The organism is Pseudomonas sp. NDM (genome assembly GCF_003105095.1).
GTDB classification, from domain to species: domain Bacteria; phylum Pseudomonadota; class Gammaproteobacteria; order Pseudomonadales; family Pseudomonadaceae; genus Aquipseudomonas; species Aquipseudomonas moraviensis_A.
The window spans coordinates 15,871-41,648 of the sequence record NZ_QETJ01000008.1 but is presented as its reverse complement, the minus strand read 5'-3'; the positions used below and the strand labels follow the sequence as shown (position 1 = coordinate 41,648).

At 57.8% G+C, this 25,778-nt stretch carries 18 protein-coding genes; 17 read left to right on the top strand and 1 reads right to left on the bottom strand.

The genetic code is table 11. The features are described 5' to 3' along the window. The first annotated feature begins 65 nt into the window (after positions 1-65). The 16 genes from DCO47_RS03790 to DCO47_RS03710 all read left to right on the top strand — a co-directional run bounded on the left by DCO47_RS03790 (position 66) and on the right by DCO47_RS03710 (position 24,472). A complete protein-coding gene (locus DCO47_RS03790) occupies positions 66-3,989 on the top strand; it encodes a hypothetical protein (RefSeq protein WP_116657488.1) in 3,924 nt (1,307 codons plus the stop codon). Positions 3,990-4,080: 91 nt separating this feature from the next. Continuing rightward, positions 4,081-5,382, top strand: coding sequence for a glycosyltransferase (locus tag DCO47_RS03785; RefSeq protein WP_116657487.1), 1,302 nt, complete (start codon positions 4,081-4,083; stop codon positions 5,380-5,382). Between the two features lie 115 nt (positions 5,383-5,497). Continuing rightward, complete coding sequence (locus tag DCO47_RS03780; RefSeq protein ID WP_116657486.1) at positions 5,498-6,370, top strand: phospholipase; 873 nt, start codon at positions 5,498-5,500, stop codon at positions 6,368-6,370. A 78-nt stretch (positions 6,371-6,448) separates the two neighbouring features. Further along, a complete protein-coding gene (locus DCO47_RS03775; protein WP_064362681.1) occupies positions 6,449-7,354 on the top strand; it encodes an AraC family transcriptional regulator in 906 nt (301 codons plus the stop codon). Positions 7,355-7,695: 341 nt separating this feature from the next. Continuing rightward, positions 7,696-9,006, top strand: a complete 1,311-nt coding sequence (locus DCO47_RS03770) for a sugar ABC transporter substrate-binding protein (protein WP_042610085.1) — start codon at positions 7,696-7,698, stop codon at positions 9,004-9,006. Positions 9,007-9,154: 148 nt separating this feature from the next. Continuing rightward, positions 9,155-10,081 (top strand): carbohydrate ABC transporter permease, encoded by a 927-nt coding sequence (locus DCO47_RS03765; RefSeq protein ID WP_041480415.1) that lies wholly within the window; start codon positions 9,155-9,157, stop codon positions 10,079-10,081. Between the two features lie 8 nt (positions 10,082-10,089). Further along, positions 10,090-10,920: a carbohydrate ABC transporter permease gene (locus DCO47_RS03760; protein WP_116657485.1), complete on the top strand. Its 831-nt coding sequence runs from the start codon at positions 10,090-10,092 to the stop codon at positions 10,918-10,920. Between the two features lie 163 nt (positions 10,921-11,083). Continuing rightward, positions 11,084-12,187 (top strand): ABC transporter ATP-binding protein, encoded by a 1,104-nt coding sequence (locus DCO47_RS03750; protein WP_116657484.1) that lies wholly within the window; start codon positions 11,084-11,086, stop codon positions 12,185-12,187. Between the two features lie 15 nt (positions 12,188-12,202). Next, entirely contained in the window at positions 12,203-13,675 is a 1,473-nt protein-coding gene (locus DCO47_RS03745) for a mannitol dehydrogenase family protein (protein ID WP_065616284.1), read from the top strand. Positions 13,676-13,879: 204 nt separating this feature from the next. Continuing rightward, a complete protein-coding gene (gene xylB, locus DCO47_RS03740; RefSeq protein ID WP_116657483.1) occupies positions 13,880-15,376 on the top strand; it encodes a xylulokinase in 1,497 nt (498 codons plus the stop codon). Between the two features lie 13 nt (positions 15,377-15,389). Beyond that, positions 15,390-16,328 carry a carbohydrate kinase gene (locus tag DCO47_RS03735; RefSeq protein ID WP_116657482.1) on the top strand — a complete coding sequence of 313 codons (939 nt, stop codon included), beginning with the start codon at positions 15,390-15,392 and terminating at the stop codon, positions 16,326-16,328. Between the two features lie 44 nt (positions 16,329-16,372). Further along, positions 16,373-16,993, top strand: coding sequence for a lipoprotein (locus DCO47_RS03730; RefSeq protein ID WP_042606888.1), 621 nt, complete (start codon positions 16,373-16,375; stop codon positions 16,991-16,993). A 288-nt stretch (positions 16,994-17,281) separates the two neighbouring features. Continuing rightward, a complete protein-coding gene (locus DCO47_RS03725) occupies positions 17,282-19,336 on the top strand; it encodes a type VI secretion system tip protein VgrG (RefSeq protein WP_116657481.1) in 2,055 nt (684 codons plus the stop codon). Further along, on the top strand, positions 19,327-20,193 hold the full coding sequence (locus DCO47_RS03720; RefSeq protein WP_116657480.1) for a DUF4123 domain-containing protein: 867 nt from the start codon (positions 19,327-19,329) through the stop codon (positions 20,191-20,193). Before DCO47_RS03725 ends, DCO47_RS03720 begins: the two co-directional genes overlap by 10 nt. A gap of 33 nt (positions 20,194-20,226) precedes the next feature. Beyond that, positions 20,227-23,478, top strand: coding sequence for a hypothetical protein (locus tag DCO47_RS03715; RefSeq protein WP_116657479.1), 3,252 nt, complete (start codon positions 20,227-20,229; stop codon positions 23,476-23,478). Between the two features lie 19 nt (positions 23,479-23,497). Next, positions 23,498-24,472, top strand: a complete 975-nt coding sequence (locus DCO47_RS03710) for a tetratricopeptide repeat protein (RefSeq protein ID WP_116657478.1) — start codon at positions 23,498-23,500, stop codon at positions 24,470-24,472. A 172-nt stretch (positions 24,473-24,644) separates the two neighbouring features. On the opposite strand, the gene DCO47_RS03705 is transcribed toward DCO47_RS03710, so the two are convergent. Further along, the gene (locus tag DCO47_RS03705) at positions 24,645-24,914 is read right to left on the bottom strand and encodes a DUF1652 domain-containing protein (RefSeq protein WP_116657477.1); all 270 of its coding nucleotides are present in this window, start codon (positions 24,912-24,914) and stop codon (positions 24,645-24,647) included. Between the two features lie 368 nt (positions 24,915-25,282). Between DCO47_RS03705 and eco the strand changes: the two genes are divergently transcribed. Continuing rightward, the gene (eco, locus tag DCO47_RS03700) at positions 25,283-25,768 is read left to right on the top strand and encodes a serine protease inhibitor ecotin (protein WP_116657506.1); all 486 of its coding nucleotides are present in this window, start codon (positions 25,283-25,285) and stop codon (positions 25,766-25,768) included. Positions 25,769-25,778: the final 10 nt, after the last annotated feature.

Here is a 25,778-nt window from a genome sequence, read left to right as displayed (position 1 = left end):
TTTGGCCACGTTAATAAATAACGAATACCGCCAAGGAACTTTCCATATTCATTCAGGATAGAGCCATGCAGTTCATCTCATCCGACGTGCCTGCCGCCGTCGATCGCTCCGCATACAACAAACAGGAACGCGCCCTTATTGCCGGGGCGCTTGCCAAAGCTCTTGAAGCGAGTGAATTCAGTGTCTCTGCCGGTGATTACTCGGCAAGCGCCTCCCTGCCTTCCAGCAGCGTATTCAATGTGCAGGATCGTTTCATACCCAGGGTTATCGGCAGCAGTTTTGATGTACGCTGTGAGCCGGCACGCAATGCCTTTGAAACAATGATCGAGGCCCCCGAGTTTGCTCAGCTATTACGCAAACACTCGTATGCCGCTGATATCCAGCTAGGGGTTGACGCCAACGCCAGCATTTTCATTGTTTATGCTTCGGAGTTTGAATCCCATCGGTTCAGCGTTGCATTCGATAGCGCGCAAACGTCAATCTTTTCCGAAGAAGTCAACATGCTTGCCGATCTGGCAAAAAGCATTGGCGGGGTGGTTTATTCCGGCCAAGTGATCGGCATAGTGCAGTGGTTGAGTTTCCACGGTTATAACGTGCCGACCACTATTGGCGAGACCAGGTCATTGATCGAATGGCTGGCCTTCGAACTGCCTGAGCCACCCATCCTGGGCGATTACCACGAACTGCTCCACGCCGATCAATCCTCGCCGTTTCATTTATCGATCACAGACCGCCACGTCATCACCCATACCGTGCATGAGTTGACCCGAGGTGCGACTAGCCTGTTGCAGGCACTGGCGTTCGCCAACTTCAACCTGATCCCGGCGCCGGACATACGCGAGCACGCAGACAAGTTTCTGCAAAACTTCCTGCGTGGCAAGACCGCTCGCGCACTCGGAGCCACGTTGCATGAGCGGCTCGGCTGGCATCTGGAAGCCGATGACCCGGACGTCCGCGATCGCCAGCTCGACGAGTTGGTGCTGGCGGCGCTGATCATCGACATGCAATTGCGGTCCGATCAACCCCTTGTCGCGGGTTATGACTTCTATCAGCCAGCGAATGCCGGACGAAGCGCCGCGCAAGTACGCGTCTTGTTCGAACAGCATCTGGTTGACCAAGGCCTGAGCGAAGCGCACAACGCCCCACTGGCAGCGCATCTGTTACTGGCGGGCGGAGCTCCGGAGCTGCTGATCGGACAGATCCCGCCCGGGCTGACGCTGGACAAGCCTGGCTGGGTAACTGTTCGCCAGACCGTCGCGGTCATCGAACACGCCGCCCCTGGCAGCACGCGCGCCATGACATTTGCGCAACTCAAGACGTTTTCCGAACTGACTCCGGCCTCCCCCGAGCTCGACAAGCTGTACGAAACGGCAGCGATCGCGGCGGTGGTGGACTGGGCGGTACTGACCGGGGTTATCCCCTACCGCAGTGCCAAGGACTACGACAAGGCAGCGGTGATCAAGGCCAGCGCGTATTTTTCGCGCTACATGGGAGCCCTTGCCCAATCTGAGACCGGGTTGTCCAGCGCGCCCCCCGACCGGCGCAAAATCGCCTTGCGGGCACTGGAGGAAGTGATGCCCGCCGGCCCCTATCTCGAACAGCAGGCCTTCGAAATAAAGTACCTGGACAGTTTCGGCGAACGTAGCTGGCTGGAAGGTCTCAAGGCTGCGCATCCAGCGGGAATCCTCAGCGAGTTCTGGGACTTCCTCGCCAGTGCCACTGACAACAACGAATACGCAATCAATGGTCTGCTGCGCATGCGCCTGTCGATTCTCGATCTGTATCTTTCCGGGGATCTGGTTGAGGACGGACAGCTGTCGGACAAATTCAAGACCCGCGATAACTTCCACCCCCCAGCCGATGCTTTCGCCCGCCTGGCCGAACTGCAATCGCCGTTGCCACTGTTTGAACAGGCGTTTGATCGTTACTACGAGAACGTGCGCGAGGGCTTGTCGTCACTGATCAAAATGGCGATCACGCAAATGCCGGAGCGCGATCGTCTCGCCTTGACCCGCGGAAAAATGACTCTTTACACCGTCAGGAAAGAAGTCAATCCACTCAATCCGAATCAGGAAACACAAATCCAGCGGGATGAAGCCAACGGGCGTTACGGGATCATTCTGTGCTGCACCCACGGCGATCAGGTCCGCGCCTACGAACTGTTCACGCTGCGCGGCCTCTGCTGCGAGCGTCCCGATCTGGCGGTCCGGTTGCAAGACAGCGGCCTGCTCAACCAGCGTCCGACCCTCTCGTATACCGGCAGCAAATACGATTTCCAGGACAAAAACAAAGCCAGCGAGTGGCCCTTGGATTACGCCGCCTACCGCGAAGGCAGCGAACCACGTCAGGGCGTGACATCCAGAGTGGTGGTTGAAAAGCTCTGGCAGTTGCAACTCGAAGCGACCGATGTGCGCGCGGTTCCGCTGTTCTTCTCAGCGCAACTGGATGAGATCGCCGAGTGCGTGCTGGACAACCATCCGGTTGCCCGCCGCGAAGAGCTGTATGCCGCTCTGGATGTACGCAACGGCCTGGAAGAATGGCGCGACACCAGGGAAACCGTCGAGAACCTGGCAGTCAATGTCATCGTGCCGTTCAAACAGTGCATTGAAGACATTCGTTCCGGACGCACCGATCGTGTGGCCGAAGGCATCGGTGGCTGCGTTCTGGACGGCCTGTCGGTCATCGGTCTGCTGGTCGGTCTTGGCGCGTCGGCAGCGAGCATCATCGCCAAGACCGGGTCGACCACCCTCAAACTGCTGAAGGTCGCGAAAGCCGTGGCCCGAGCAGCCGTGTCGTTGATCAACCCGCTCGACGGCGTGCCCACCCTTGCCCGCAAGGGCTTGCGTCTGGTCAAGCGCGGAGTCGTATTTGCCGGGGAAAACGCGCTCGACGCCGCGCACAGCGCCAGCGTGCAATTGAGACGATTGATGCATGGCACTGAGGGTCGTGACTGGATCAAGCTTTCCCACACCCGCGATGTGCGTCAGGCGACCTGGCGAGGGGCCGACGCGCTTGGCGAGGCGATCGACATCGCAGTGCTCGAGCGCAACCACGATTGGCACGCGCTGAACATCCGCACCGGCGGCGCCTGGGGGCCGCGCCTGAAAATACTCGACCTCGGGAATTTCTCCCCGCTGCGGCGCCTGTTCGGCCGCTTCAAGCCGTTCAGTTACACCCGGGGCTATCTGAAAAAAGCCATTCCCCGTGCACGGACCAAACTGGACAACGCCATCAGCGCGCTGTCGCAGCGGTCATCCAACGACGACATCAGCGCGGTGCTCAAGCATGTATTCGGCAACGATTCCGATGAAGTGGTCCAACATCTGTCAAAACACTTCAGCACCATGCGCAAGGATCTCGAATCGATCAGCTTCAGTAACGTAACGTTCCGCCCCCATCAGCCGGACGTGATCGCCTCGCTGTCGCCTGCGGCGTACAAGCGCTGGAAGACGGCGCTGCGCACCGGCGAGAAAATCGACGAATCGGCCGTCAGGTTTCTGTCGATCTATCCGGACAATCTGAACGAGTTCTACAAGTCGTCACGCTACGACGTCGGTTGCGTCGCCGACGTTTTGATTCATGAGATGTCCCACGGTGGCCCGGACACCCTCGATCTGTATTACGGCAAGGTCTACCCCGAGTTGTATCACGCAGAATTCGATGCCGTCGGATTGCTCGAGCTGGCCCGTGATGCGCGCAAGGCACATCCGGACAACCTGATCAATCCACATCATGCAAGTGCGCACCGGGAGGGATTCGTCGAGTACGACCGGGTGAAGGCCAGTCTGCCGAAACTGGTGCAGAAACATCCTGCGCTGGCCAACGCCGAGTCCTACATGCTCGCGGTGTCCCTGCTCGATCAAGCGCAAACCCGTCCGGCCATCTTGAGCTTCAATATGAAGACCATCGATGAGGCCGTGAGGAACACCGCTGCTGGCAAGTTCCTGCAGGGGCCGCTGCTGCTCAATCTCGCCAAACCCGTCAGCTAAGCACTGAAACGGCCTGGCGGTGAACAGGGTGCAATCCGATCACCTCGCTGTGATTTAATTGCACCCTTTTCCATGGGTCAGAGGATCAGTCGTGAGCCATTCGCATAACACCAAAGTTCTGGTCATCGGCTACGTCTGGCCCGAGCCCCGATCCTCAGCGGCCAGCGGGCATGTCATGCAGATCCTCGAGACGTTCCTGGAGCAAGGATGGAAAGTCACCTTCAGCAGCCCGGCCGGCCCGGGTGAGCACAAGGCTGACCTGACAGCGATGGGCATTGAGGAAGTGCCGATTCAGCTCAACAACAGCAGTTTCGACGCGTTCATCAGCGCGCTGGCGCCGGATATCGTGCTGTTCGATCAGTTCATGATGGAAGAACAGTTTGGCTGGCGCGTGGAGAAACACTGTCCGGACGCCCTGCGTATCCTGGAAACTTCTGATCTGCAAAGCCTGCGTCATGCGCGTCATCAGCGCCTCAAGGACCGGCTGAAAAGCAACGACGAGCAGACTGATTTCACCGGGCTGTTTGCACCGGCATTGCACGAAGAATTCCAGTTGATGGCCGGCACCGATCTGGCCAAACGGGAAATCGCTGCGCTGTATCGGTGTGACTTGAATCTGATGATTTCCGAAGTCGAAATCGACTTGCTCGCAGGGCAATTCGGCCTGCCACGGCAAATCCTGCACTGGTGTCCGCTGATGATCGATCTTCCGGAAACCGCCCTGCCAGGCTTCGCCGAACGCGCGCATTTCCTCAGCATTGGCAACTTCCGCCACGCGCCGAACTGGGACGCCGTGCTCTGGATGAAAACCACCCTGTGGCCGCTGATCCGCGCGCGGCTGCCTCGCGCGCAACTGCATGTCTATGGTGCCTATACGCCGCCCAAGGCCACAGCGCTGCACAATCCCGCGCAAGGCTTTCACATCATGGACTGGGCCGAAGATGCCCTCGAGGTGATGTCTGCAGCCCGAGTCTGCCTGGCACCGTTGCGCTTTGGCGCCGGCATCAAGGGCAAACTGCTTGATGCCATGCTGTGCGGCACGCCCAGTGTCACCACGCCGATTGGCGCCGAAGCCATGCATGGCGACACGCCGTGGCCAGGAGCCGTTGCCCTCGACGCGAACAGCTTTGCCGAACAGGCCGTGCAACTGTACGAAAATCCGCTGCGCTGGCAGCAAGCGCAGATTGAGGCGTCGACACTTTTGCAGCAGCGTTATCAGCGCAGCGTGCACGCCCCTCGTCTGATCGACAGGATCAACGATTGCCGACAAAACCTGGCACAACTTAGAAACAATAACTTTACTGGTGCCATGTTACGACACCACACACTGAAAAGTACCCAGTACATGGCTCAATGGATTGAGGCCAAGAACCAATTACATCCAGCGGATTGATAATTGCTCCAACTACATCACTTGCATTAAAAGCACACTTTCTCGACCCGTTGAATATGCTTATAAACATCCTGCGCGCAACTTTTTCATTAACTTCATTCGCAGGATATGCAACATGGAAAACTTCGACAACATTCAAACCTATCAGTGGATGGCTGACGCGCCAGACATTGACAATCTTTCACTCTTCGAAATGACTCTGCCCGGTGCGCATAACGCCGGCTGTGACTGGGATGCCTCTTACGCGCTGATTCCCGGGAAAAACTGGCTTGCCTGTCAGGACGTTTCCTTTTATTCGCAGTTGAATCGCGGCGCGCGCGCACTCGACGTGCGCCTCGTTTACGACAACAAAGCAAACCAACTGGCCAAATTCCGCTTCCACCACAATGGATATACCTCTTCACGAACTCTCGAAGACCTTATACGGGACGTGAAGGGATTTTATGAAAGAAGTCCGGATGAGTTCATCATCCTCGACTTTCATGAACTTTCCGGCGCTAAAGATCCATTCAATCACGCGGAATTCAAAGCGGCGTTAGTGGAAAACCTCGGTGAGCGACTGATTCCCACCGACAATCTGCATCTGACGCTGGGCCAACTAAAAGCCATCAATCCGTTGCAACGCATCATGGTGGCCGCGCCGATGACCTGGGACACGCGGGACTATCGTTTCTACAGCCAGATCAATCACAAATGGATCGGTCAATCGCACGTCAGTACCTCGGATCTGCATGGCTATATCACCAACGTATTGAGCACAGCCGTCAGTACGCTTCGCCCGTGGTCGCTGTCGGCAACCAGTTACACCCTCGGCGGCCCGCAGCGAATCCTCGACAGTCTCGACAGTTGGTTCGACCCGGCTCAGTCGGATTGGGCGCGCAAGTGCAACATCATCAATTTCGACTTCATCAAAAACTCGCACATCGTGCGTTTCTGCCAGATGGCCAACCTGCAAAAGGCTCGCGCCAAGCTCAACCAAGCGGCGTAAACGGGCGACCGTGCAGAAGTGGCACAAATGTCGAAAAACGAGGCATGATCGCGCAGCGATAATAAAAAAGTGCCCGTCATGACCCGAACCGCTCGCGTGACCGATCCTTCCTACGAGTTGATGGACGACCATAACGGTTTGTCCATCATCTATCGCCAGCACGGCTTCCCCTGCCCGCTTGTGCGCTGGCATTTTCACAAGGAATACGAACTGCACCTGATCGTCGCCAGTTCCGGCAAGGTGTTCATCGGCGACTACATCGGCAACTTCTATCCGGAAACCCTGTTTCTCACCGGGCCCAACCTGCCGCACAACTGGATCAGCCAGGTCGCCGAAGATGAAGTGGTCGAGAAACGCGACATGCTCGTCAACTTTACCGACGAATTATTCGAAAGCGGGCACCAGGTTTTCGCTGAACTGAAAAGTCTCGCGCCGCTGCTTGAGCGTGCGCAATACGGCATCGAGTTCCGCTGCAAACGCACGATCCGCCAGGCCATGACGCTGATGCAACGCATCGCCGACAGCAGCGGCATCACCCGCCTCGGGCACTTTTTCATCCTGATGGAACTGCTCGCGGCCAGTGACGACTTCCAGTTGCTGTCCGGCGCCACCACGCCGCAATTGGCCGACGAACACAACATCGACCGCACCAACCGTGCGGTCGATTACATCTTCAGTCACTACGCCCGAGATATTTCATTGGAAGAGGTGGCCGAACACTTGGGCATGACGCCGACCTATTTCAGTCGAGTGTTCAAACAGGCCACCGGACGCAATTTCATCGAGTTCGTCAATCGCCTGCGCATCAGCAAATCCTGTGAACTGCTGGCCGACGGCGACAAACCGGTGACTGAGGTGTGCTTCGAGTCGGGCTTCAACAATATTTCCAACTTCAATCGGCGCTTTCAGCAGCTCAAGGGCATGACGCCTACGCACTATCGACGGCTGGCGGTGCAGCGCCTGACAGAACAAAACCACGGCTGATAAACAAAGCCCCTGTAGGAGTGAGCCTGCTCGCGATGGCGCTGAGTCAGCCAACACATTTGCAATGTGAAACACCGCTATCGCGAGCAGGCTCACTCCTACAGGGGCTGTGTTGGCATCAGAAATCTGTACGCATTCGCTAACGCTCCCTCGCGCAAAACCCCTTCCCTGCGTTCCCCCAAGCAAACCCCAGTGCAAAAAAGTATCAACAAAAGTGCTAGGGATGATTTGTCAGTCCTGCCATTGAAGGCTGTAATCAGCGCAGATTCTTCCTGCATTCGGAAGACACAAAAACAATAACTGTCCTTCTGCCCCGACGGGTGTCAGAAAAGGAGTGCACGATGCAACCCACTGCAAAAGCTCTGCTCGCTCTCACCTGCATGACCCTCAGCAGCGTCAGCCTTGGCGCCCAGACCCTGACCATCGCCACCGTCAACAACAGCGACATGATCCGCATGCAAAAACTCTCGAAGACCTTCGAGAGCGAGCACCCGGACATCAAGCTCAATTGGGTGGTGCTGGAAGAAAACGTCCTGCGTCAGCGCCTGACCACTGACATCGCCACCCAGGGCGGACAGTTCGACGTGTTGACCATCGGCATGTACGAAGCGGCACTCTGGGGGGGCAAGGGCTGGCTCGAGCCGATGAAGGATCTGCCAGCCAGTTACGCTCTGGACGACGTTTTCCCCTCGGTGCGCGAAGGCCTGTCGGTGAAAGGTTCGCTGTATGCGCTGCCGTTCTACGCAGAGAGTTCGATCACCTACTACCGCACCGACCTGTTCAAGGACGCCGGGCTGACCATGCCGGAGCGTCCGACCTGGGAAGAGATCGCCGGTTTCGCGGAAAAACTCACCCAGAAAGACAAAGAGCAATACGGCATCTGCCTGCGCGGCAAGGCCGGTTGGGGCGAAAACATGGCGTTGGTCACCACGGTCGCCAACGCCTACGGCGCGCGCTGGTTCGATGAGCAGTGGAAACCGGAATTCAGCGGGCCGGAATGGAAAAATGCGCTGAATTTCTACGTCAACACCATGAAGAAATCCGGCCCGCCGGGCGCATCCAGCAACGGTTTCAACGAAAACCTCGCCCTGTTCAACAGTGGCAAATGCGCGATCTGGGTCGATGCCAGCGTCGCCGGCTCGTTCGTCACCGACAAGACCCAGAGCAAGGTCGCCGATCACGTCGGCTTCACCTTCGCCCCGCATCAGGTCACCGACAAAGGCTCGGCGTGGCTGTATTCGTGGGCGCTGGCGATTCCGACCAGCTCCAAGGCCAAGGATGCGGCGAAAACCTTCAGCGCGTGGGCCACTTCCAAAGAGTACGGCGAACTGGTTGCCAAGACCGATGGCATCGCCAACGTGCCACCGGGCACCCGCGCTTCGACCTACAGCGACGCGTACATGAGCGCCGCGCCGTTTGCCAAAGTGACGCTGGAGTCGTTGAAGGCCGCCGACCCGAGCAAGCCGACGCTCAAACCAGTGCCGTACATTGGCATTCAGCTGGTGACCATTCCTGAATTCCAGGCCGTGGGCACCCAGGTCGGCAAGCTGTTCTCGGCCGCGCTGATCGGCCAGACCACGGTGGATCAGGCGCTGGCAGCGGCGCAGCAGACCACGGAACGTGAGATGAAGCGCGCGGGTTATCCGAAGTAATCCGCAAAGCTTGCTCCTGCTTTGTAGGAGTGAGCCTGCTCGCGATTAGGCCGTGTCAGTCGACATCAACGTTGAATGATATTGCGCTATCGCGAGCAGGCTCACTTCTACAGGGGATCTTCATTCGCCTGTCGAATCGGTTACTGCCATGAATACTTCAACTGCCAAAGCCCACATCGATCTGTCGCCACCCCAGCGCAAGCTTCGGGTGCGCAACCCAGGCTGGTTTCTGGTCAGTCCTTCGGTGGCACTCTTGCTGCTGTGGATGATCGTGCCGCTGGGCATGACCCTGTACTTTTCGATGATCCGCTACAACCTGCTCTACCCCGGCGAAAACGAATTCGTGGGGCTTGAGAACTTCACGTATTTCCTTACCGATTCGGGTTTCATGCCCGGTGCGACCAATACGTTGTTGCTGGTTGGCAGCGTGTTGCTGATCAGCGTGGTCTTCGGCGTGCTGATCAGCGCGTTGCTGGAGGCCAGCGAATTTCTGGGTCGCGGTCTGGTGCGAGTGATGCTGATTTCGCCGTTCTTCATCATGCCCACGGTCGGTGCGCTGATCTGGAAGAACCTGATCTTCCACCCGGTTTCGGGGATCCTCGCCTACATCTGGAAGCTGTTCGGCGCGCAACCGGTGGACTGGCTGGCGCACTACCCGCTGCTGTCGATCATCATCATCGTTTCGTGGCAATGGCTGCCCTTCGCGATCCTGATTCTGATGACGGCGATGCAGTCGCTGGATCAGGAACAGAAGGAAGCCGCACGCCTGGACGGTGCCGGCCCGATCGCGATCTTCTGGCATCTGACGCTGCCGCATCTGGCACGGCCGATCGCCGTGGTCGTGATGATCGAAACGATCTTCCTGCTCTCGGTATTCGCGGAAATCTTCACCACCACCAATGGCGGCCCCGGCTACGCCTCGACCAACCTCGCCTACCTGATCTACAACCAGGCGCTGGTGCAGTTCGACGTCGGCATGGCTTCGGCGGGCGGTTTGATTGCCGTGGTCATCGCCAACATCGCCGCGATCATTCTGGTGCGGATGATCGGCAAAAACCTGACTGACAAAGCGTGAGGCCTGCCATGACGCTCCAACAATCCCGCCGCCTGCAAAGCCTGCTGCTCGGCACGCTGGCCTGGGCCATCGCGATCGTGATTTTCTTCCCGATCTTCTGGATGGTGATGACCAGTTTCAAGAGCGAAATCGACGCTTTCGCCACGCCGCCGCAGTTCATCTTCACACCGACGCTGGAGAACTACCTGCACATCAACGAGCGCAGCGACTATTTCAATTTCGCCTGGAATTCGGTGGTGATCTCCTTCAGCGCCACCGCCCTGTGTCTGTTGATCGCGGTGCCGGCGGCCTACTCGATGGCGTTCTACGAAACCCAGCGCACCAAAGGCACGCTGCTGTGGATGCTCTCGACCAAGATGCTGCCGCCGGTGGGCGTGCTGATGCCGATTTATCTGTTGGCCAAGAGCTTTGGCCTGCTCGACACGCGCATTGCGCTGATCGTGATCTACACGCTGATCAACCTGCCGATCGTGGTCTGGATGGTTTACACCTACTTCAAGGACATTCCCAAAGACATCCTCGAAGCCGCCCGGCTTGACGGCGCGACGCTGTGGCAGGAAATGGTGCGCGTGCTGCTGCCGATCGCCAAGGGCGGCCTCGCCTCGACCGTGCTGCTGTCGCTGATCCTGTGCTGGAACGAGGCGTTCTGGTCGCTGAACCTGACCTCGTCGAATGCCGCGCCACTGACTGCGTTGATCGCCTCGTACTCAAGCCCCGAGGGTCTGTTCTGGGCCAAGTTGTCGGCAGTCTCGACCCTCGCCTGCGCGCCGATTCTGATCTTCGGCTGGATCAGCCAGAAACAACTGGTGCGCGGGCTGTCGTTTGGTGCCGTCAAATGAATACCCCTGAGCGAACACATTCCCCTGTAGGAGTGAGCCTGCTCGCGATTCGGCCGTGTCAGTCGACATCAATGTTGAAGGACATTGCGCTATCGCGAGCAGGCTCACTCCTACAGAAAAGCGCGTCCGGCTTAACAGAATGAAAACCACGGAGGCCCATCTCATGGCCAACCTGAAAATCAAGAATCTGCAAAAAGGCTTCGAAGGCTTTTCCATCATCAAGGGCATCGACCTGGAAGTGAACGACAAGGAGTTCGTGGTCTTCGTCGGCCCGTCGGGCTGCGGCAAGTCCACCCTGCTGCGGCTGATCGCCGGGCTGGAAGAAGTCAGCGGCGGCACCATCGAACTCGACGGCCGCGACATTACTGAAGTCAGCCCGGCCAAGCGTGATCTGGCGATGGTGTTCCAGACCTACGCGCTGTATCCGCACATGACCGTGAAGAAGAACATGTCCTTCGCCCTCGATCTGGCCGGCGTGCCGAAAGCCGAGGTCGAGCGCAAGGTCGGCGAAGCGGCGCGCATTCTCGAACTCGGGCCGATGCTCGAGCGCAAACCGAAACAGCTGTCCGGCGGCCAGCGCCAGCGCGTGGCGATCGGCCGTGCCATCGTGCGCAACCCGAAGATTTTCCTTTTCGATGAGCCGCTGTCCAACCTCGACGCCGCGTTGCGCGTGCAGATGCGTCTGGAGCTGCTGCGCCTGCACAAAGACCTGCAAGCAACGATGATCTACGTGACCCACGATCAGGTCGAAGCGATGACCATGGCCGACAAGGTCGTGGTGCTCAACGGCGGCAGGATCGAACAGGTCGGCTCGCCGCTGGACCTCTATCACCACCCGGCCAACCTGTTCGTCGCCGGCTTTCTCGGCACGCCGAAAATGGGTTTCCTCAAAGGCAAGATCGCGCGCATCGACGGCGCCAGCTGCGAAGTTGCGCTGGACGCCGGCACGCGCATCCCCCTGCCGTTCAATGCCGCCAACCTCAGCGTCGGCAGCGCGGTGACGCTGGGCATTCGCCCGGAACACCTGGAGCTGGCGCAAACCGGCGACTGCACGTTGCAGGTGACTGCCGACGTCAGCGAACGCTTGGGCAGCGACACCTTCTGCCACGTCACCACCAGCGCCGGCGAAGCCCTGACCATGCGCGTGCGCGGCGATCTGGCCAGCCGTTATGGCGAACAATTGAACCTGCGCCTGGACCCGACTCACTGCCATCTGTTCGACGCCGAGGGTGTGGCGCTGACCCGCCCACTGCGCGCTGCCGCCTGATTTCGAGACTATCCGATGAAACTCAACCAACAGAACCTCAATCGCCTCGCCGCCGAAGTGCAACTGCCCGGCTACGACCTCGGCGACACACGCCAGGGCATCGCGCACATCGGCGTCGGTGGCTTCCACCGCGCGCATCAGGCCTATTACACCGATGCCTTGATGAACACTGGCGAAGCGCTCGACTGGGCCATCTGTGGCGTCGGCCTGCGCCCGGAAGACCGCCGCGCTCGCGATGATCTGCGCGAGCAGGATTATCTGTTCACTCTGTTCGAACTGGGCGACAGCGACGACACCGAAGTGCGCGTCATCGGCGCCATCCGCGACATGCTGCTCGCCGAAGATGGTGCACAGGCGCTGATCGACAAACTGGCCGAACCGCAGATCCGCATCGTCTCCCTGACCATCACCGAGGGCGGTTACTGCATCGACGACAGCAACGGCGAGTTCATGGCACATCTGCCGCAGATTCAACACGACCTGGCCCATCCCGAAGCGCCGGGCACCGTGTTCGGTTTCCTCTGCGCCGCACTGGCCAAACGCCGAGCGGCGGGCTTTCCGGCGTTCACGGTGATGTCCTGCGATAACCTGCCGCACAACGGCGCGGTCGCTCGCAAGGCGCTGCTGGCCTTCGCCGCCCTGCGTGATCCGCAACTGCGCGGGTGGATCGAGCAGAACGTCAGTTTCCCCAACGCCATGGTCGACCGCATTACACCGATGACCAGCACCGCACATCGCCTGCAACTGGCCGACAAACACGCCGTTGACGATGCCTGGCCGGTGGTCTGCGAGCCGTTTGTGCAGTGGGTGCTGGAGGACAAGTTCGTCAACGGCCGCCCCGCATGGGAAAAGGTCGGGGTGCAGTTCACCGACGATGTGTCGCCGTACGAAGAGATGAAAATCAAACTGCTCAACGGCAGTCACCTGGCGCTGACGTATCTGGGCTTTCTCAAGGGTTATCGCTTCGTCCACGAGACCATGAACGACCCGCTGTTCGTGCGGTACATGCGCACCTATATGGACCTGGATGTGACGCCGCAACTGGCGCCGGTGCCGGGCATCGATCTGAGCGAGTACAAGGACACGCTGGTGGCGCGGTTTTCCAATCAGGCGATTGCCGATCAGCTTGAGCGGGTGTGTTCGGATGGCTCGTCAAAGTTTCCCAAATTCACCGTGCCGACGATCAATCGGTTGATTGCCGATGGCAAAGAGACCAAACGCGCGGCACTGGTCGTCGCGGCGTGGGCCTTGTATTTGAAGGGCGTGGACGAGAACGGCGATACGTATTCGATTCCGGATCCGCGAGCGGCTTTCTGTCAGGGACTGGTCGCGGACGATGAGTTGATCAGCGAACGCCTACTGGGCGTGGAAGAGATTTTCGGCACGGCGATCGCGAATTCGGCGGAGTTTGTTGCGGCGTTCGAATGGTGCTGCCAGAGTCTGCGCGAGGTTGGGGTTTCGCGGACTCTGGAACGGGTGCTCGGCTGAAAAGCCCCTCACCCTAGCCCTCTCCCGGGGGGAGAGGGGACCGACCGCGGGGTTCTTCCGTTATTCATCGACCTGAAATTCCGAGTCGAATAAAGAGTTTGAAAAGCATGACAATCTGCTCCCTTTCCCCCTCGCCCCCCTGGGGGAGAGGGCTGGGGTGAGGGGGTAGCTCTTGATCTTCAGCGCAATCTGACAGGCCCATACATGACAACAACAAAGCTCTTCCTGGGTATCGACTGCGGCACCCAAGGCACCAAAGCGATCATCCTCGATGCCGACAGCGGTCAGGTGCTCGGTCTGGGCGCGGCGCCCCATACGATGATCAGCGGCGCCAATGGCCGCCGCGAACAAGACGTCCAGCAGTGGCTCGACGCTTTCGTCAGCGCCACTCGCCAGGCATTGCAGGCGGCCAATGTCGACGGTCAGGCGATTCTCGGCGTCGGCGTCTCCGGGCAGCAACACGGTCTGGTTCTGCTCGACGAGCAAGGCGCAGTGCTGCGCCCGGCCAAGCTCTGGTGCGATACCGAAACCACGCCGGAAAACGACCGCTTGCTCGCGCAACTGGGCGGTGAGCAAGGTTCGCTGGAACGCCTCGGCGTGGTCATTGCGCCGGGCTACACGGTATCGAAACTGCTCTGGACCAAAGAGCAGCATCCGGAAGTCTTCTCACGTATCGCGCGCATTCTGTTGCCCCACGACTACCTCAACTACTGGCTTACCGGCCGCGCCTGCAGCGAATACGGCGACGCGTCCGGCACCGGTTATTTCAACGTACGCACGCGTCAGTGGGATTTGCAGATCCTGCGCGACATCGACACCAGCGGCCGTTTGCAAACCGCGCTGCCGGAGCTGATCGACGCGCACGCCGCCGTGGGCACCCTCCTGCCAGCGATTGCCGAGCAACTCGGCATCAACCCCAACGCAGTCGTTTCGAGCGGCGGTGGCGACAACATGATGGGCGCCATCGGCACCGGCAATATCCAGCCCGGCGCGATCACCATGAGCCTCGGATCGTCCGGCACGGTCTACGCCTTTTCCGACGCGCCGAAGGTCAGCGCCGATGCCTCGGTGGCCACGTTCTGCTCGTCCAGTGGTGGCTGGCTGCCGCTGATCTGCACCATGAACCTGACCAACGCCACCGGCGCGATTCGTGAATTGTTCAAGCTCGATCTGCAGACCTTCAATGAATTGGTCGCGCAGTCGCCGATCGGTGCCGAAGGCGTGAGCATGCTGCCGTTTCTCAACGGCGAACGCGTCCCCGCCCTGCCCCACGCCACCGGCAGCCTGCACGGGCTGACCATGGACAATCTGACCCGGGCCAATCTGTGCCGCGCCGCCGTCGAAGGCACCACCTTCGGTTTGCGCTACGGGCTGGATTTGCTCCGTCAGAATGGTTTACAAAGCCTGCGCATCTGCCTGATCGGCGGCGGCTCGAAGAGCGCGGTGTGGCGGCAGATCGTCGCCGACATCATGAACGCCCCGGTGATCTGCACCGAACAAAGCGAAGCCGCCGCACTGGGCGCAGCGATTCAGGCAGCGTGGTGCGCGTTGCGTTTGAACGGTGACGATGTCTCCCTGGCCGCTCTGTGCGAACGCTGCGTGAAACTCGACGCGCGCAGTGAAACCCTGCCGATTGCCGCCAATGTCGCGGCGTTCCAGCAGGCCTACGAACGCTATCAACAGCATGTCGCAACCCTATAACGAGCAAACAACTATGTACCTGGTGTGTGGCGAAGCCCTGTTTGATTTCTTCAGCGAAAACGATGCCAGCGGTCTGGCCTCCAAAGTCAATTTCAAAGCGATTGCCGGCGGCTCGCCGTTCAACGTTGCCGTGGGTTTGCGGCGTTTGGGCGTGGACTCGGCGTTGTTCGGCGGCCTGTCCACTGACTACCTCGGCCGCCGACTGCAGCAAGTGCTGCAGGACGAAGGCGTGCGCCCGGACTATCTGGTGGATTTCGCCGCGCCGACCACCCTGGCAATGGTCGCCGTGGGCGCCAACGGTTCGCCGCATTACAGCTTCCGTGGCGAGGGTTGTGCCGACCGGCAGTTGAGCGAGGCGCATCTGCCGGCACTCAGCGACGAGGTTCGCGGCCTGCACATTGGCTCGTTTTCGCTGGTGGTGCAGCCGATTGGCGACACGCTGCTGAGACTGGTCCAGCGTGAAAGCGGCAAACGCCTGATCAGCCTCGATCCCAATGTGCGCCTCAATCCCGAGCCGAACATCGATCTATGGCGCGAGCGCATCGCCACGCTGGTGCGACTGGCCGATCTGATCAAAGTCAGCGACGAAGACCTGAGCCTGCTTTATCCCGAGCAGGATCCGCAGCAGGTGATTGAAGGCTGGCTCGAACATCGCTGCCAGATCGTCTTCCTGACGCGCGGCGGCGACGGCGCGACCGTGTTCAGTCGCGCCCACGGCTCATGGTCGGTGCCGGCCAACCCGGTAACGATTGCCGATACCGTCGGCGCCGGTGATACCTTCCAGGCAGCGCTGATCACTTGGCTGACCGAGCACTCGCTGGACTCGGTCGCAGGCGTGCAGCAGCTCAGTCGCGAGCAAATTGACGGCATGCTCAGGTTCGCCGTGCAAGCCGCCGCGCTGACGTGTAGCAAAACCGGTCCGGATCTGCCCTATCGTCATCAATTGAGCTGAGCGCGTAGACTGTCGGCCTTTTTGCGCACGACGGAAAACAGCTTTTGAATCGCAGGCACATCTTCGCCCTCCTGACCCTGGCCACCCTGCTGAGCGGTTGCGGCACCTCGCCGCCCCGCTCGCCGGAAGACATCTGCGCAATCTTCCGCGAGAAAAGCGACTGGTACGACGCCGCGCAAGTCACGCAGAAACGCTGGGGCGTGCCGATCCAGGTGCCCTTCGCGATCATGTACCAAGAGTCCGGCTATCGCTACGACGCCAAGACGCCTCGCAAATACCTGCTCTGGGTGATTCCTTGGGGCCGCGTCTCGACCGCGTCCGGCTACGCGCAAGCCAAGGACGAAGTCTGGGCCGACTACCAGAAAAGCACCGGTCGCAACTGGGCCGACCGCGAAGACTTCGACGACGCCATCGACTTCGTCGGCTGGTACATGGACAAGACCACCTCGATCAACGGCGTGTACAAATACGACGCCTACAACCAGTACCTGAACTACCACGAAGGCTGGGGCGGCTTTCGCAACAAGACCTACGCGAGCAAAGCGTGGCTACTGCCGACCGCACGCAAGGTGCAGAACCGCTCGGATCTGTACGCGCAGCAATATGCCGGGTGCAAGGAAGACCTCAATCGCGGGTTCTGGAGCCGGTTCTGGCATTGGTTGTAGAGTGATCCGAACGCCTCATCGCGAGCAGGCTCACTCCTACAAGAGATCTTCGGTGGACGCGGTAATCATGCCCGCCACCCATCCAATGCAGGAGTGAGCCTGCTCGCGATAGCGCCCGATCAGACACTAAAAATCCATTCACTGCCCGGCTTCACTGGCCGAAACCGCCCTCCTAAGGGTTTTCCCTATGGCACTGAGGCCTCACGCCTACGCCATTTGCGCCTTGAATGAGGCCGTCTAATCCTGCAACATCCATCACCTGCTTATTCAACGGACGGAATTCAAGGCATGCTGGACGCCAACGCAACCCACATCACCCTCTCGATCGAAGACGCCAACGCCGACCTGCAAGTCCTCAGCTTCACCGGTCGCGAAGCCCTCAACGAACCGTTCCGTTTCGACCTCGAACTGGTCAGCGCCCGCCCCGATCTGAAGCTCGAAGAGCTGCTGCACAAGCGCGCCTGCCTGACGTTCGGCGCCACCGGCGAAGGCAAGATTCACGGCCAGGTCTATCGCATCGAGCAGGGCGACTCCGGCAAGACCCTGACCCGCTACAGCATCAGCCTGATGCCACAATTGGCCTATCTGCAGCACAACCATGATCAGCAGATCTTCCAGCAACTGACGGTGCCGAAAATCATCGCTCAGGTGCTGGAAGATCGCGGCATTCTCTCCGACGCCTATAGCTTCCAGCTTGGCGCCGAGTACCCGGAACGCGATTATTGCGTGCAATACGACGAGTCCGACCTGCATTTCATCCAGCGTCTGTGCGAAGAGGAAGGCATTCACTTCCACTTCCAGCACAGCAGCAGCGGCCACAAACTGGTGTTCGGCGACGATCAGACCGTATTCCGCAAACTGAAACCGGTCAGCTACCAGCAGGACTCCGGCATGGCCGCCGAGAAGCCGGTGATCAAGCGCTTTAACCTGCGCCTGGAAACCCGCACCACCCGCGTCACCCGCCGCGACTACGATTTCGAAAAACCCAAGTTGCTGCCGGAAGGCGCGGTCAAATCCGAATTCGCCCCGGATCTGGAAGACTACGATTACCCCGGCCGCTTCACGACTCGCGAGCGCGGCAAGTTCCTCTCGACCCGCGCCCTGGAGCGCCATCGCAGCGACTACAAACTCGCCGAAGGCAAAGGTGACGAACCGACCCTCACCAGCGGCCATTTCCTCACCCTCGCCGAACACCCGCGGGCCGAGTGGAACGACCTGTGGCTGCTGCTGGAAGTCTTCCACGAAGGCAAACAACCGCAAGTGCTCGGCGAAAACGTCACCAGCGACGTCACCGACAACAAAAGCGATTTCCACCAGGGCTACCGCAACCGCTTCCTTGCCACCCCGTGGGACGCGCACTACCGCCCTGCCCTCGAACACCCGAAACCGAAAGTCCTCGGCAGCCAGACCGCCGTCGTCACCGGTCCGCCCGGTGAAGAAATCCACTGCGACCAGTACGGCCGCATCAAAGTGCAATTCCACTGGGACCGCGACGGCCAGTCCGACGACAAAACCACCTGCTGGATGCGCGTCGCCAGCGGCTGGGCCGGCGCAGCCTACGGCGGCATCGCCATCCCGCGCATCGGCATGGAAGTCCTCGTCACCTTCCTCGAAGGCGACCCCGACCAGCCCCTCGTCACCGGCTGCCTGTACCACAAGGAAAACGTCGTCCCCTACGACCTGCCCGCCAACAAGACCCGCAGCACCTTCAAAACCCTCAGCTCCCCGGGCGGCAAGGGCTATAACGAATTCCGCATCGAAGACAAGAAAGGCGCCGAACAGATCTACATCCACGCCCAGCGCGACTGGGACGAAAACATCGAACACGACCAGAAAATCCGCGTCGGCAACGAACGGCATGACACCGTTGAAGCTAATGTGTTGAGCGAATTCAAGGTTGAAGAGCACCGGATTACCCATCTGGATCGCATCAGTGAGATGCGCGCGGATGATCACCTGACGGTCGGTGTGACGCAGCATGTGAAGGTTGGGACTGGGCAGTTTGTGGAGGCCGGCAACGAAATCCATTATTACGCCGGCCAGAGAGTCGTGGTCGAAGGCGCCATGGAACTTACCGCCAAGGCTGGCGGGAGTTTTGTGAAAGTTGATGCGGGTGGAGTGACCATCAGCGGTGCTGAGGTGAAGGTCAATACTGGCGGCTCGCCTGGGGTGGGCACGCCGGCGGCGCCGTTGTTGCCGGGGCCGATGAAGGTTGTGGATGCGGATAAGGCGGGGACAGTCCCTGCCCCGCTGCCTAAACGTCTGAACGAGTCCGGGATAACGCCGTTGTGCGGCAAGCAAAGCAACGGCGCCTGCAGCCGTAAGGATTGCACATGCATGTAAAAGCGCTCAGCGCCCTTCTTGAGGCCCCACGCCATGGGTTCGTTGATCTACCGAGAGACAGTTCTGAATTGACGCTGTGTTTCATTATTGACCCGGTTCGACAGCCTGACGCGATGAGCCGTCTTTATCGTGTCGGTGAACCCGTGGTAGATGCACAGAGCCTGTTCCTCAAAACCGCCTTCGCTGAGATTGCCGCGGATGGGCCGCTCTGGGTGACCGCACCGTGGGGCAGTCGCCTCGCGGCCGAGGCAGCAAAACTGTGCGAGGAAAACTTCTCCGGCATTGCCCTTTCCACAGCTGATCCTGACAAAGCGCTGGCCCACGCGCGCTGGCTCCTGCGCGCCAATGATGGTTCAGGCGGACAGAGCCTGCTGAGCTACCACAAGCCAAGCCTGTGGGCCGCGCTGGCCTATACCGCTGGCGACAACTCCCATCAGCTATTCGGCCCCTGGCAGCACGTATACAGCCCAGCGCCGGTTCATTTTGGGCGCAATAAAGGTCCATGGCTCAGTTGGCGCGCCGTCTCGGAAGTCGAATGGCTGGGCGATACTTCGGTGTTCAGCCTGCCGCCACCAGCGGCAAAGGTTCAAGAGCATTTGGGTTGGGTTTATTGGGCAGATGAACATCACGCAGATTACGGCGAGCCGAGCGATGAGCATCTGCCCAACCTTGTGGCAAACCTCAATGTGCTGGTCGCCCACAATATTTACGAAGGCCGTCACTTGCTGAAACTGGGGCCAATCACCAACGGCCCGCTGCTGGAAACACAGCCACAGGCAATGGCCATCCTGCAATCCAGGGAAGAGTCGTTCATCAAAGTACAGCAGCTGCAGCAACTCACCACCAGCGTTGCTTGATGAACCCGTCCGTTAAGAATGAATGGAAGCGAAATGGAACAAAATACCAGCGCAGCACCTAACACCGAGTCGGTACCTGCAAAACCGGTAGTTGCCGATGAAACTTGTGTAAAACCGCCTCGGGATATTGGTGAACAGCCCGAAGCGCCGGAAGACACACCAGGCGATCACGACAAAGTGAAAACGCCCTGCTCCACCATTTATGGCAGTGCAATTTACGATACGGAAAATGAATCCTTCTGGTTACTACCAGAGCGGACAAACTCCGCCCTGAAAGAAGCTTCCAGTGACTTGGAACAGAAGGTCAGCTCAAGCAAATCTCCCGAAGAACGAAAAAAAGGGCTATACGAGTCGGGACTTCTTGAGTATTTCCTGGAGCCTAAGCTGGCAAACTTTCTTGAGGGTGACGAGAAAGCTCGGATGCTAGAAATCGAAGCTCAACATCCGAGTATCAGCAATCTGGATGCAGCACTTCTAGAGGCTCAGCAGAACTTAAAAACCACAGCGCCAGAAAATTCTTCCACTCCGCTTACCGCTCTTGAGCAAGATCAGCTTAAAAGAAACCATTTCATGTCCGCCCGGGATGCTGCAACCCGCGTACGCGGCATGCATAGCGAATGGCAAAAGCTCAGGCGCATGGCCATCGCCGCCGCTAAGGAAAAAGGCTACGCGTACGAAAGCGGCAACCTTTATGCGCCCAAAGCCATCGCGGCCCGTGAAGCCGTTCAAAAGTATTTGAAAGCGCGAGAAGCGCTGTTAGTGGACAAGGATCTCACCACGTTAACCTCGGCAGAGCTCGCGCCGATGCTCGCTCAAGATAAAAAGCGAATCGACGAGATCGCGATGTGCGGCACTAACAATCAGTTGATGCTCTGCACCTATGTGCGCGACCAGGAAATCAAACGCAAGGAAAGGAAAGCGACTTACAGCGCTTATCTGGACGCCATCACCGACGTTGCACAATATGGAATCGCATTGCCGGAGTTCGCGCTGATTCCTGAGGGCGGATCAGTCGAAAGTGGAGTCGACCTGTTCAAACAGTATATGGCGCTCGAGAAAGAGCAAAAAGAGACCAATGAACGCCTCAGCGCCAAGTACAAAGGATGGATCGAGGCAAGTGGCCGACAAGCCAAGGCGCCCACCAACCTGGTCACTAATGAACGTGCCGACTGGGACCGTTTGCAGGCTTCGAAAGAAACACTACGCCTTCAGGCTGAGAGCAATGTGGAATCGGCAACTGTTCGCCGTCATCTGTTGTGGGAGCCAGAGCAATTTCAGGCTAGACCTGAAGAGCGCTTGATCAAAAACGGCTTCCCGCTGGCCGAGATGAGCATGGCCGACAGCCTGAAAAAACCGCTGACCTATCTCAGCATGTACTCGCTGCCACGACTCAAACAGACCGTTAAGGATGACTGGAAGAAAGTTGGCGCCAAGGTCAAAGATCTGGCGAAGCGTCCGGGCAATAGCGATGGAAAAGCAACGACGGACACTGAACTGAGCTTGTTTGGCCAGTGGCTGAAAGGCGAAGGTGCGTTAAGAATCAAGGATCAGGAAAGCGATTGGTTCTCAGCCGAAGGGTGGTTCGAGATCGAAAAATTCAACGCCTACCTTGAAAACAAAAAGTACAAGGTCACTGCGCTGGAGAACGCTGGTACCCGTAAAGAATGGGGGGATCGATTGCAGCAAGTATTGTTCAAGGACAACGTACGCAAGACCTTTCGCATCTTCGACATCACACCGCAAGCCCAGTTGGTTCGTTGTCTGATGCCCTCCACCACGGAGACCCTGCATTCGTCGACAAAAGTAGAGGGGCCGGACTGGACATTGGCAGAAGGGTTCCAAGCCTCGGCCAAGGCTACTTTTGCCGTTGATCTTGCCAGAGGTGAGGTCGAACTTTTTAAAGTCGACTTGCCAGATCGTGCCAGCGCGAAAGAGATCGTCATCACCTACCGAAATGCAGAAAACATACAACAAAAGATGAACCTTGGACGCTTTTCGCTCTATTTAGGTGCGAAGGCTTGGGGCTATGCCGGAGCATCGTTGTTGCTTTCTTCAGAAATTGCATTGGATGTCAGCAACGCTGGGTTCCATTTAGCGCCTCCGGAACCGGTTGTGCGCAACCCTGACAAGCGCAGCTACGCAAGAACTGAAAAAAGCGGCCAAATTAAAAAAGTACCAGAAACGCTTCAAATACAGGATGGCGCAAAGGCAGCGTTCAATCTGTTCGCAGGTCTGCAAACCGGGATCATGATTACCGGAGCACTAAACTGGGCTCCACCCTCCGAAGTAGCCTTGCTAACCAAAGCGCCCGTTTCCGGAAAAGCTGCTGGAATGAAAGCCAGCGAATGGTTCAGCCTTGCGCGTTTGACTGTGGAACTCAACGCCGCTGCCGGTCTCGGAGCGAGGGCTGAAGCGAGTATTTCCCTGCACGAGGGCCGTCTGATTCTGGTGCTCAAGGCAGCGTTGATCGCGGGCCCAGGCGTCGGTGGCTCCTTCAAGTTCGAAGTCGGCTACGATGCCGTCACCGAGCTGCTGAACATGTTCCGCAGAGAGCTGTATAAAAACAATCAGAACCCGATTTTTGTCATTGAGGATGAGACGTACGCTTACTTATCAAAGATGAACTCGCTTGCTATCTCCGGCTTCGATGTCGGTATGATTTATCTCATGGGGGTGGATGCAGTGATGAGCCTTTATGAAAGTTTAACCTCCACGGGAAAAGGTGGATTGATAGCAGACACGATTATGTTTTATGAGCAACAAGCAGAAATCGAGGAGTGGTGTGTCAACGCAATCCCGGGAGCGCTTGGTCCTCTTCTCTTGACATTGATCAGTCCACCAGACGATTTTACTGTTAAAGCATCATCTACCTCAAATACATCGGATAAAAAAGAACGAAAATACAACGCTGATGAGGCTCATCTGATTCAACAAAGAGCAGTTGAAAAAATATTGGGCTGGATCGTGAATAATGCCCAAAAGCAAAAATCTCTTGACCAGGCACAGAGCCAATTCGAAGAAATTTGCATGTGCATGAACAAATTCGGTTTAAAACCAGCGAACGCTGATCAAAAATATTGTGAAAGCCGCCTGGCACTTGACAACTTCATGAGCGAAGCAGTCCTTCGCTTGGAGCAGCGTGATGGTGATGTCATGCGAAGTCGATATTCATCCCACGTCAAATTACTAGGCGAAAAGCGGGACATCTTTTGCCAACGGAGCCAATATTACGGGCGCACCTATATACCATCCGGCAAAGCTACCTATGTTGGCCCTCCAAAATAATCATCCGGCTCGGACACCCATGTTAATCAGAACAGCTTTTACTCTATTGATGCTTTTCACGCTCAACTGCTATGCAAGCGCCGAATTAACAACTGAGCAAAGCTCAGCAAAAAAAACGGGACTGATTTTATACAACCAATACAAAGCCACTTCTGCAATCCCGTTTTTAACAACAGCAGCAGAAGCGGGAGACCATGAAGCTCAATATTATTTAGGAGAAGCTCTTCGTAAGAAAAATCATTACATGAACGAGGAGGCCAGAAAATGGTATGAGGCGTCAGCAGGCCAGAACGATCTTTATGCCATGATCCAATTGGGTCGCATTGAGCATGATATGTGTGAGATATCCAACGATTGCCCTCCTTCTCAAAAGCAACCAGTAGAATGGTTAAATCAGGCAAAAAAAATAGCTCAAGAAAAAGCCGAGGCTGGTGATGCGGAGGCAATGTGCATAATGTATGAAATCACGCTAGATGATACGTGGTTAGAAAAATCCGCCTCTGCGGGAAATGCATTTGCGCAATACTGGATGGCGGTCTCCCTCAAACAAGGTGATGGTTTTCTCATGCCTTGGAAACGAAGCGAAGCAGTTGAAAAGTGGTTTAAGCTGTCTGCTGAAGGCGGCTACCCTAAGTCGATGATGGAATACGCTGCAATATTGTATGAGCGCGGCGATATAGAGGGTTTTCGCCACTGGAATGAACAGGCGGCGTTAACAGGGTATGCAACTACTGTTTTCGGATACGGTGCTGACTTAGCACATGAGCCTAATACATACGGATATCCCCTCGACCTTATAAAAGGCTATGCGCTTATATACTGGTTGTCAGAACTGGACGGGGGTGGTGGCATGAAGGAAAACGTTGAATACACGCTGCCTCGAATCGCCGCCAAAATGACTGCTGAACAGATTGAAGCAGCCAAAAAATTTTCTCAGGAATGGGCTGCGTCGCACCCCCCTCTCTCTTTCTTTCCTGACAAACTTAGCCGTTGAAGACTAATTGGTTTCATTGTCGGCTGTTTCGGTCTGGCGGCGTTGGGTTTTGGCGAGTGGCTCAATGGCCACGCCGGCCCCGGGATTTTGCTCGCGGTGCTGGTCGAATTCGCGCTGGGCCTTGGTTTGTGCAGGCCCGGCGCGTGACGGTCGAACTGGGTGAAACGGTGGGTTAAACGGCTCGAGAACGAGCGCTGGTTTGATGGGTCGCGGTTTGCTGTGCGAGATCGGCACGCAGGCCTGCAACCAGGTTATTGATTTCACGGCAGCTATTCAGGCCGCTGGCATCGATGCCACTGACGTAAAGCTCGGCCTGGTCTGTTCGATGATCGCCAAATACTTTAACGGACATCGACAAGTCTGGTGTGAGCGTGCACTGGCAGCGTTTCGGCAGGAAGCTGCTTTCAATGATATTGCGTAATTCCAAGGCAGATAAAAACATGGCGAACCCTCTCCTTTCTGTGCGATTGCCAATCAAGTATTCACGCTGACCCTTTGCTGCGCCTTCACGGGTGTGCCCCCGCTGCTTCCCTGATGCGGCAAGTGGTGGTACTGCGAAATGCCTATTGGAGTGTAGGCGCCCAAATCCGGTGCGCCGCACTTGAATAACGCATAAAACGTGCCTTTGGTCGGCTCGTTTCGCCTCTTGCGAAATCAAGCACTTGGAAGCGTCGCCAGCATTTTGCTATTTGCAAAATGCATGAATCGACCACCCATCTCCTGCAATATGCAATCCCGGGTGAATTTGCTTTCGAAGACCATGGCGGCAAGAATGTCTTCCGTTCCAATTCAACCCGCACGGAGGCTTCCATGAATTCCTTACGTATTTGCGCGACCGCTGGCCTGCTCATAGCCAGCCTGTCCACGCTTGCCCATGCCGCCAAGCTCGAAGACGTCGCGCCTTATCCCAAAGCCGAAGCCGGGTTCACCCGACAGGTCATCCATCTGCCCAAGCAAGAGCAGGAAGAGAATTTTCAGGTTGAAATTCTCGCCGGCAAAACCCTCGAAGTGGACTGCAACCGCCAGCGTCTGGGCGGTGTGCTCGATGAAAAGAATCTGCAAGGCTGGGGCTATCCGTTCTACCGTCTGGAAAAAGTCATTGGCCCGATGAGCACGCTGATGGCCTGCCCGCCCGGGAGCCAGAAAAAGCGCGCTTTCGTTCCGGTGGTCGGTGACGGCTTCATGTTGCGCTACAACAGCAAGTTGCCAGTCGTGGTGTACGCGCCCTCGGACGTAGAAGTGCGCTATCGCATCTGGTCGGCGTCGGACAAAGTCGGCACCGCTCTGCAGGATTAACCGCTGGGCA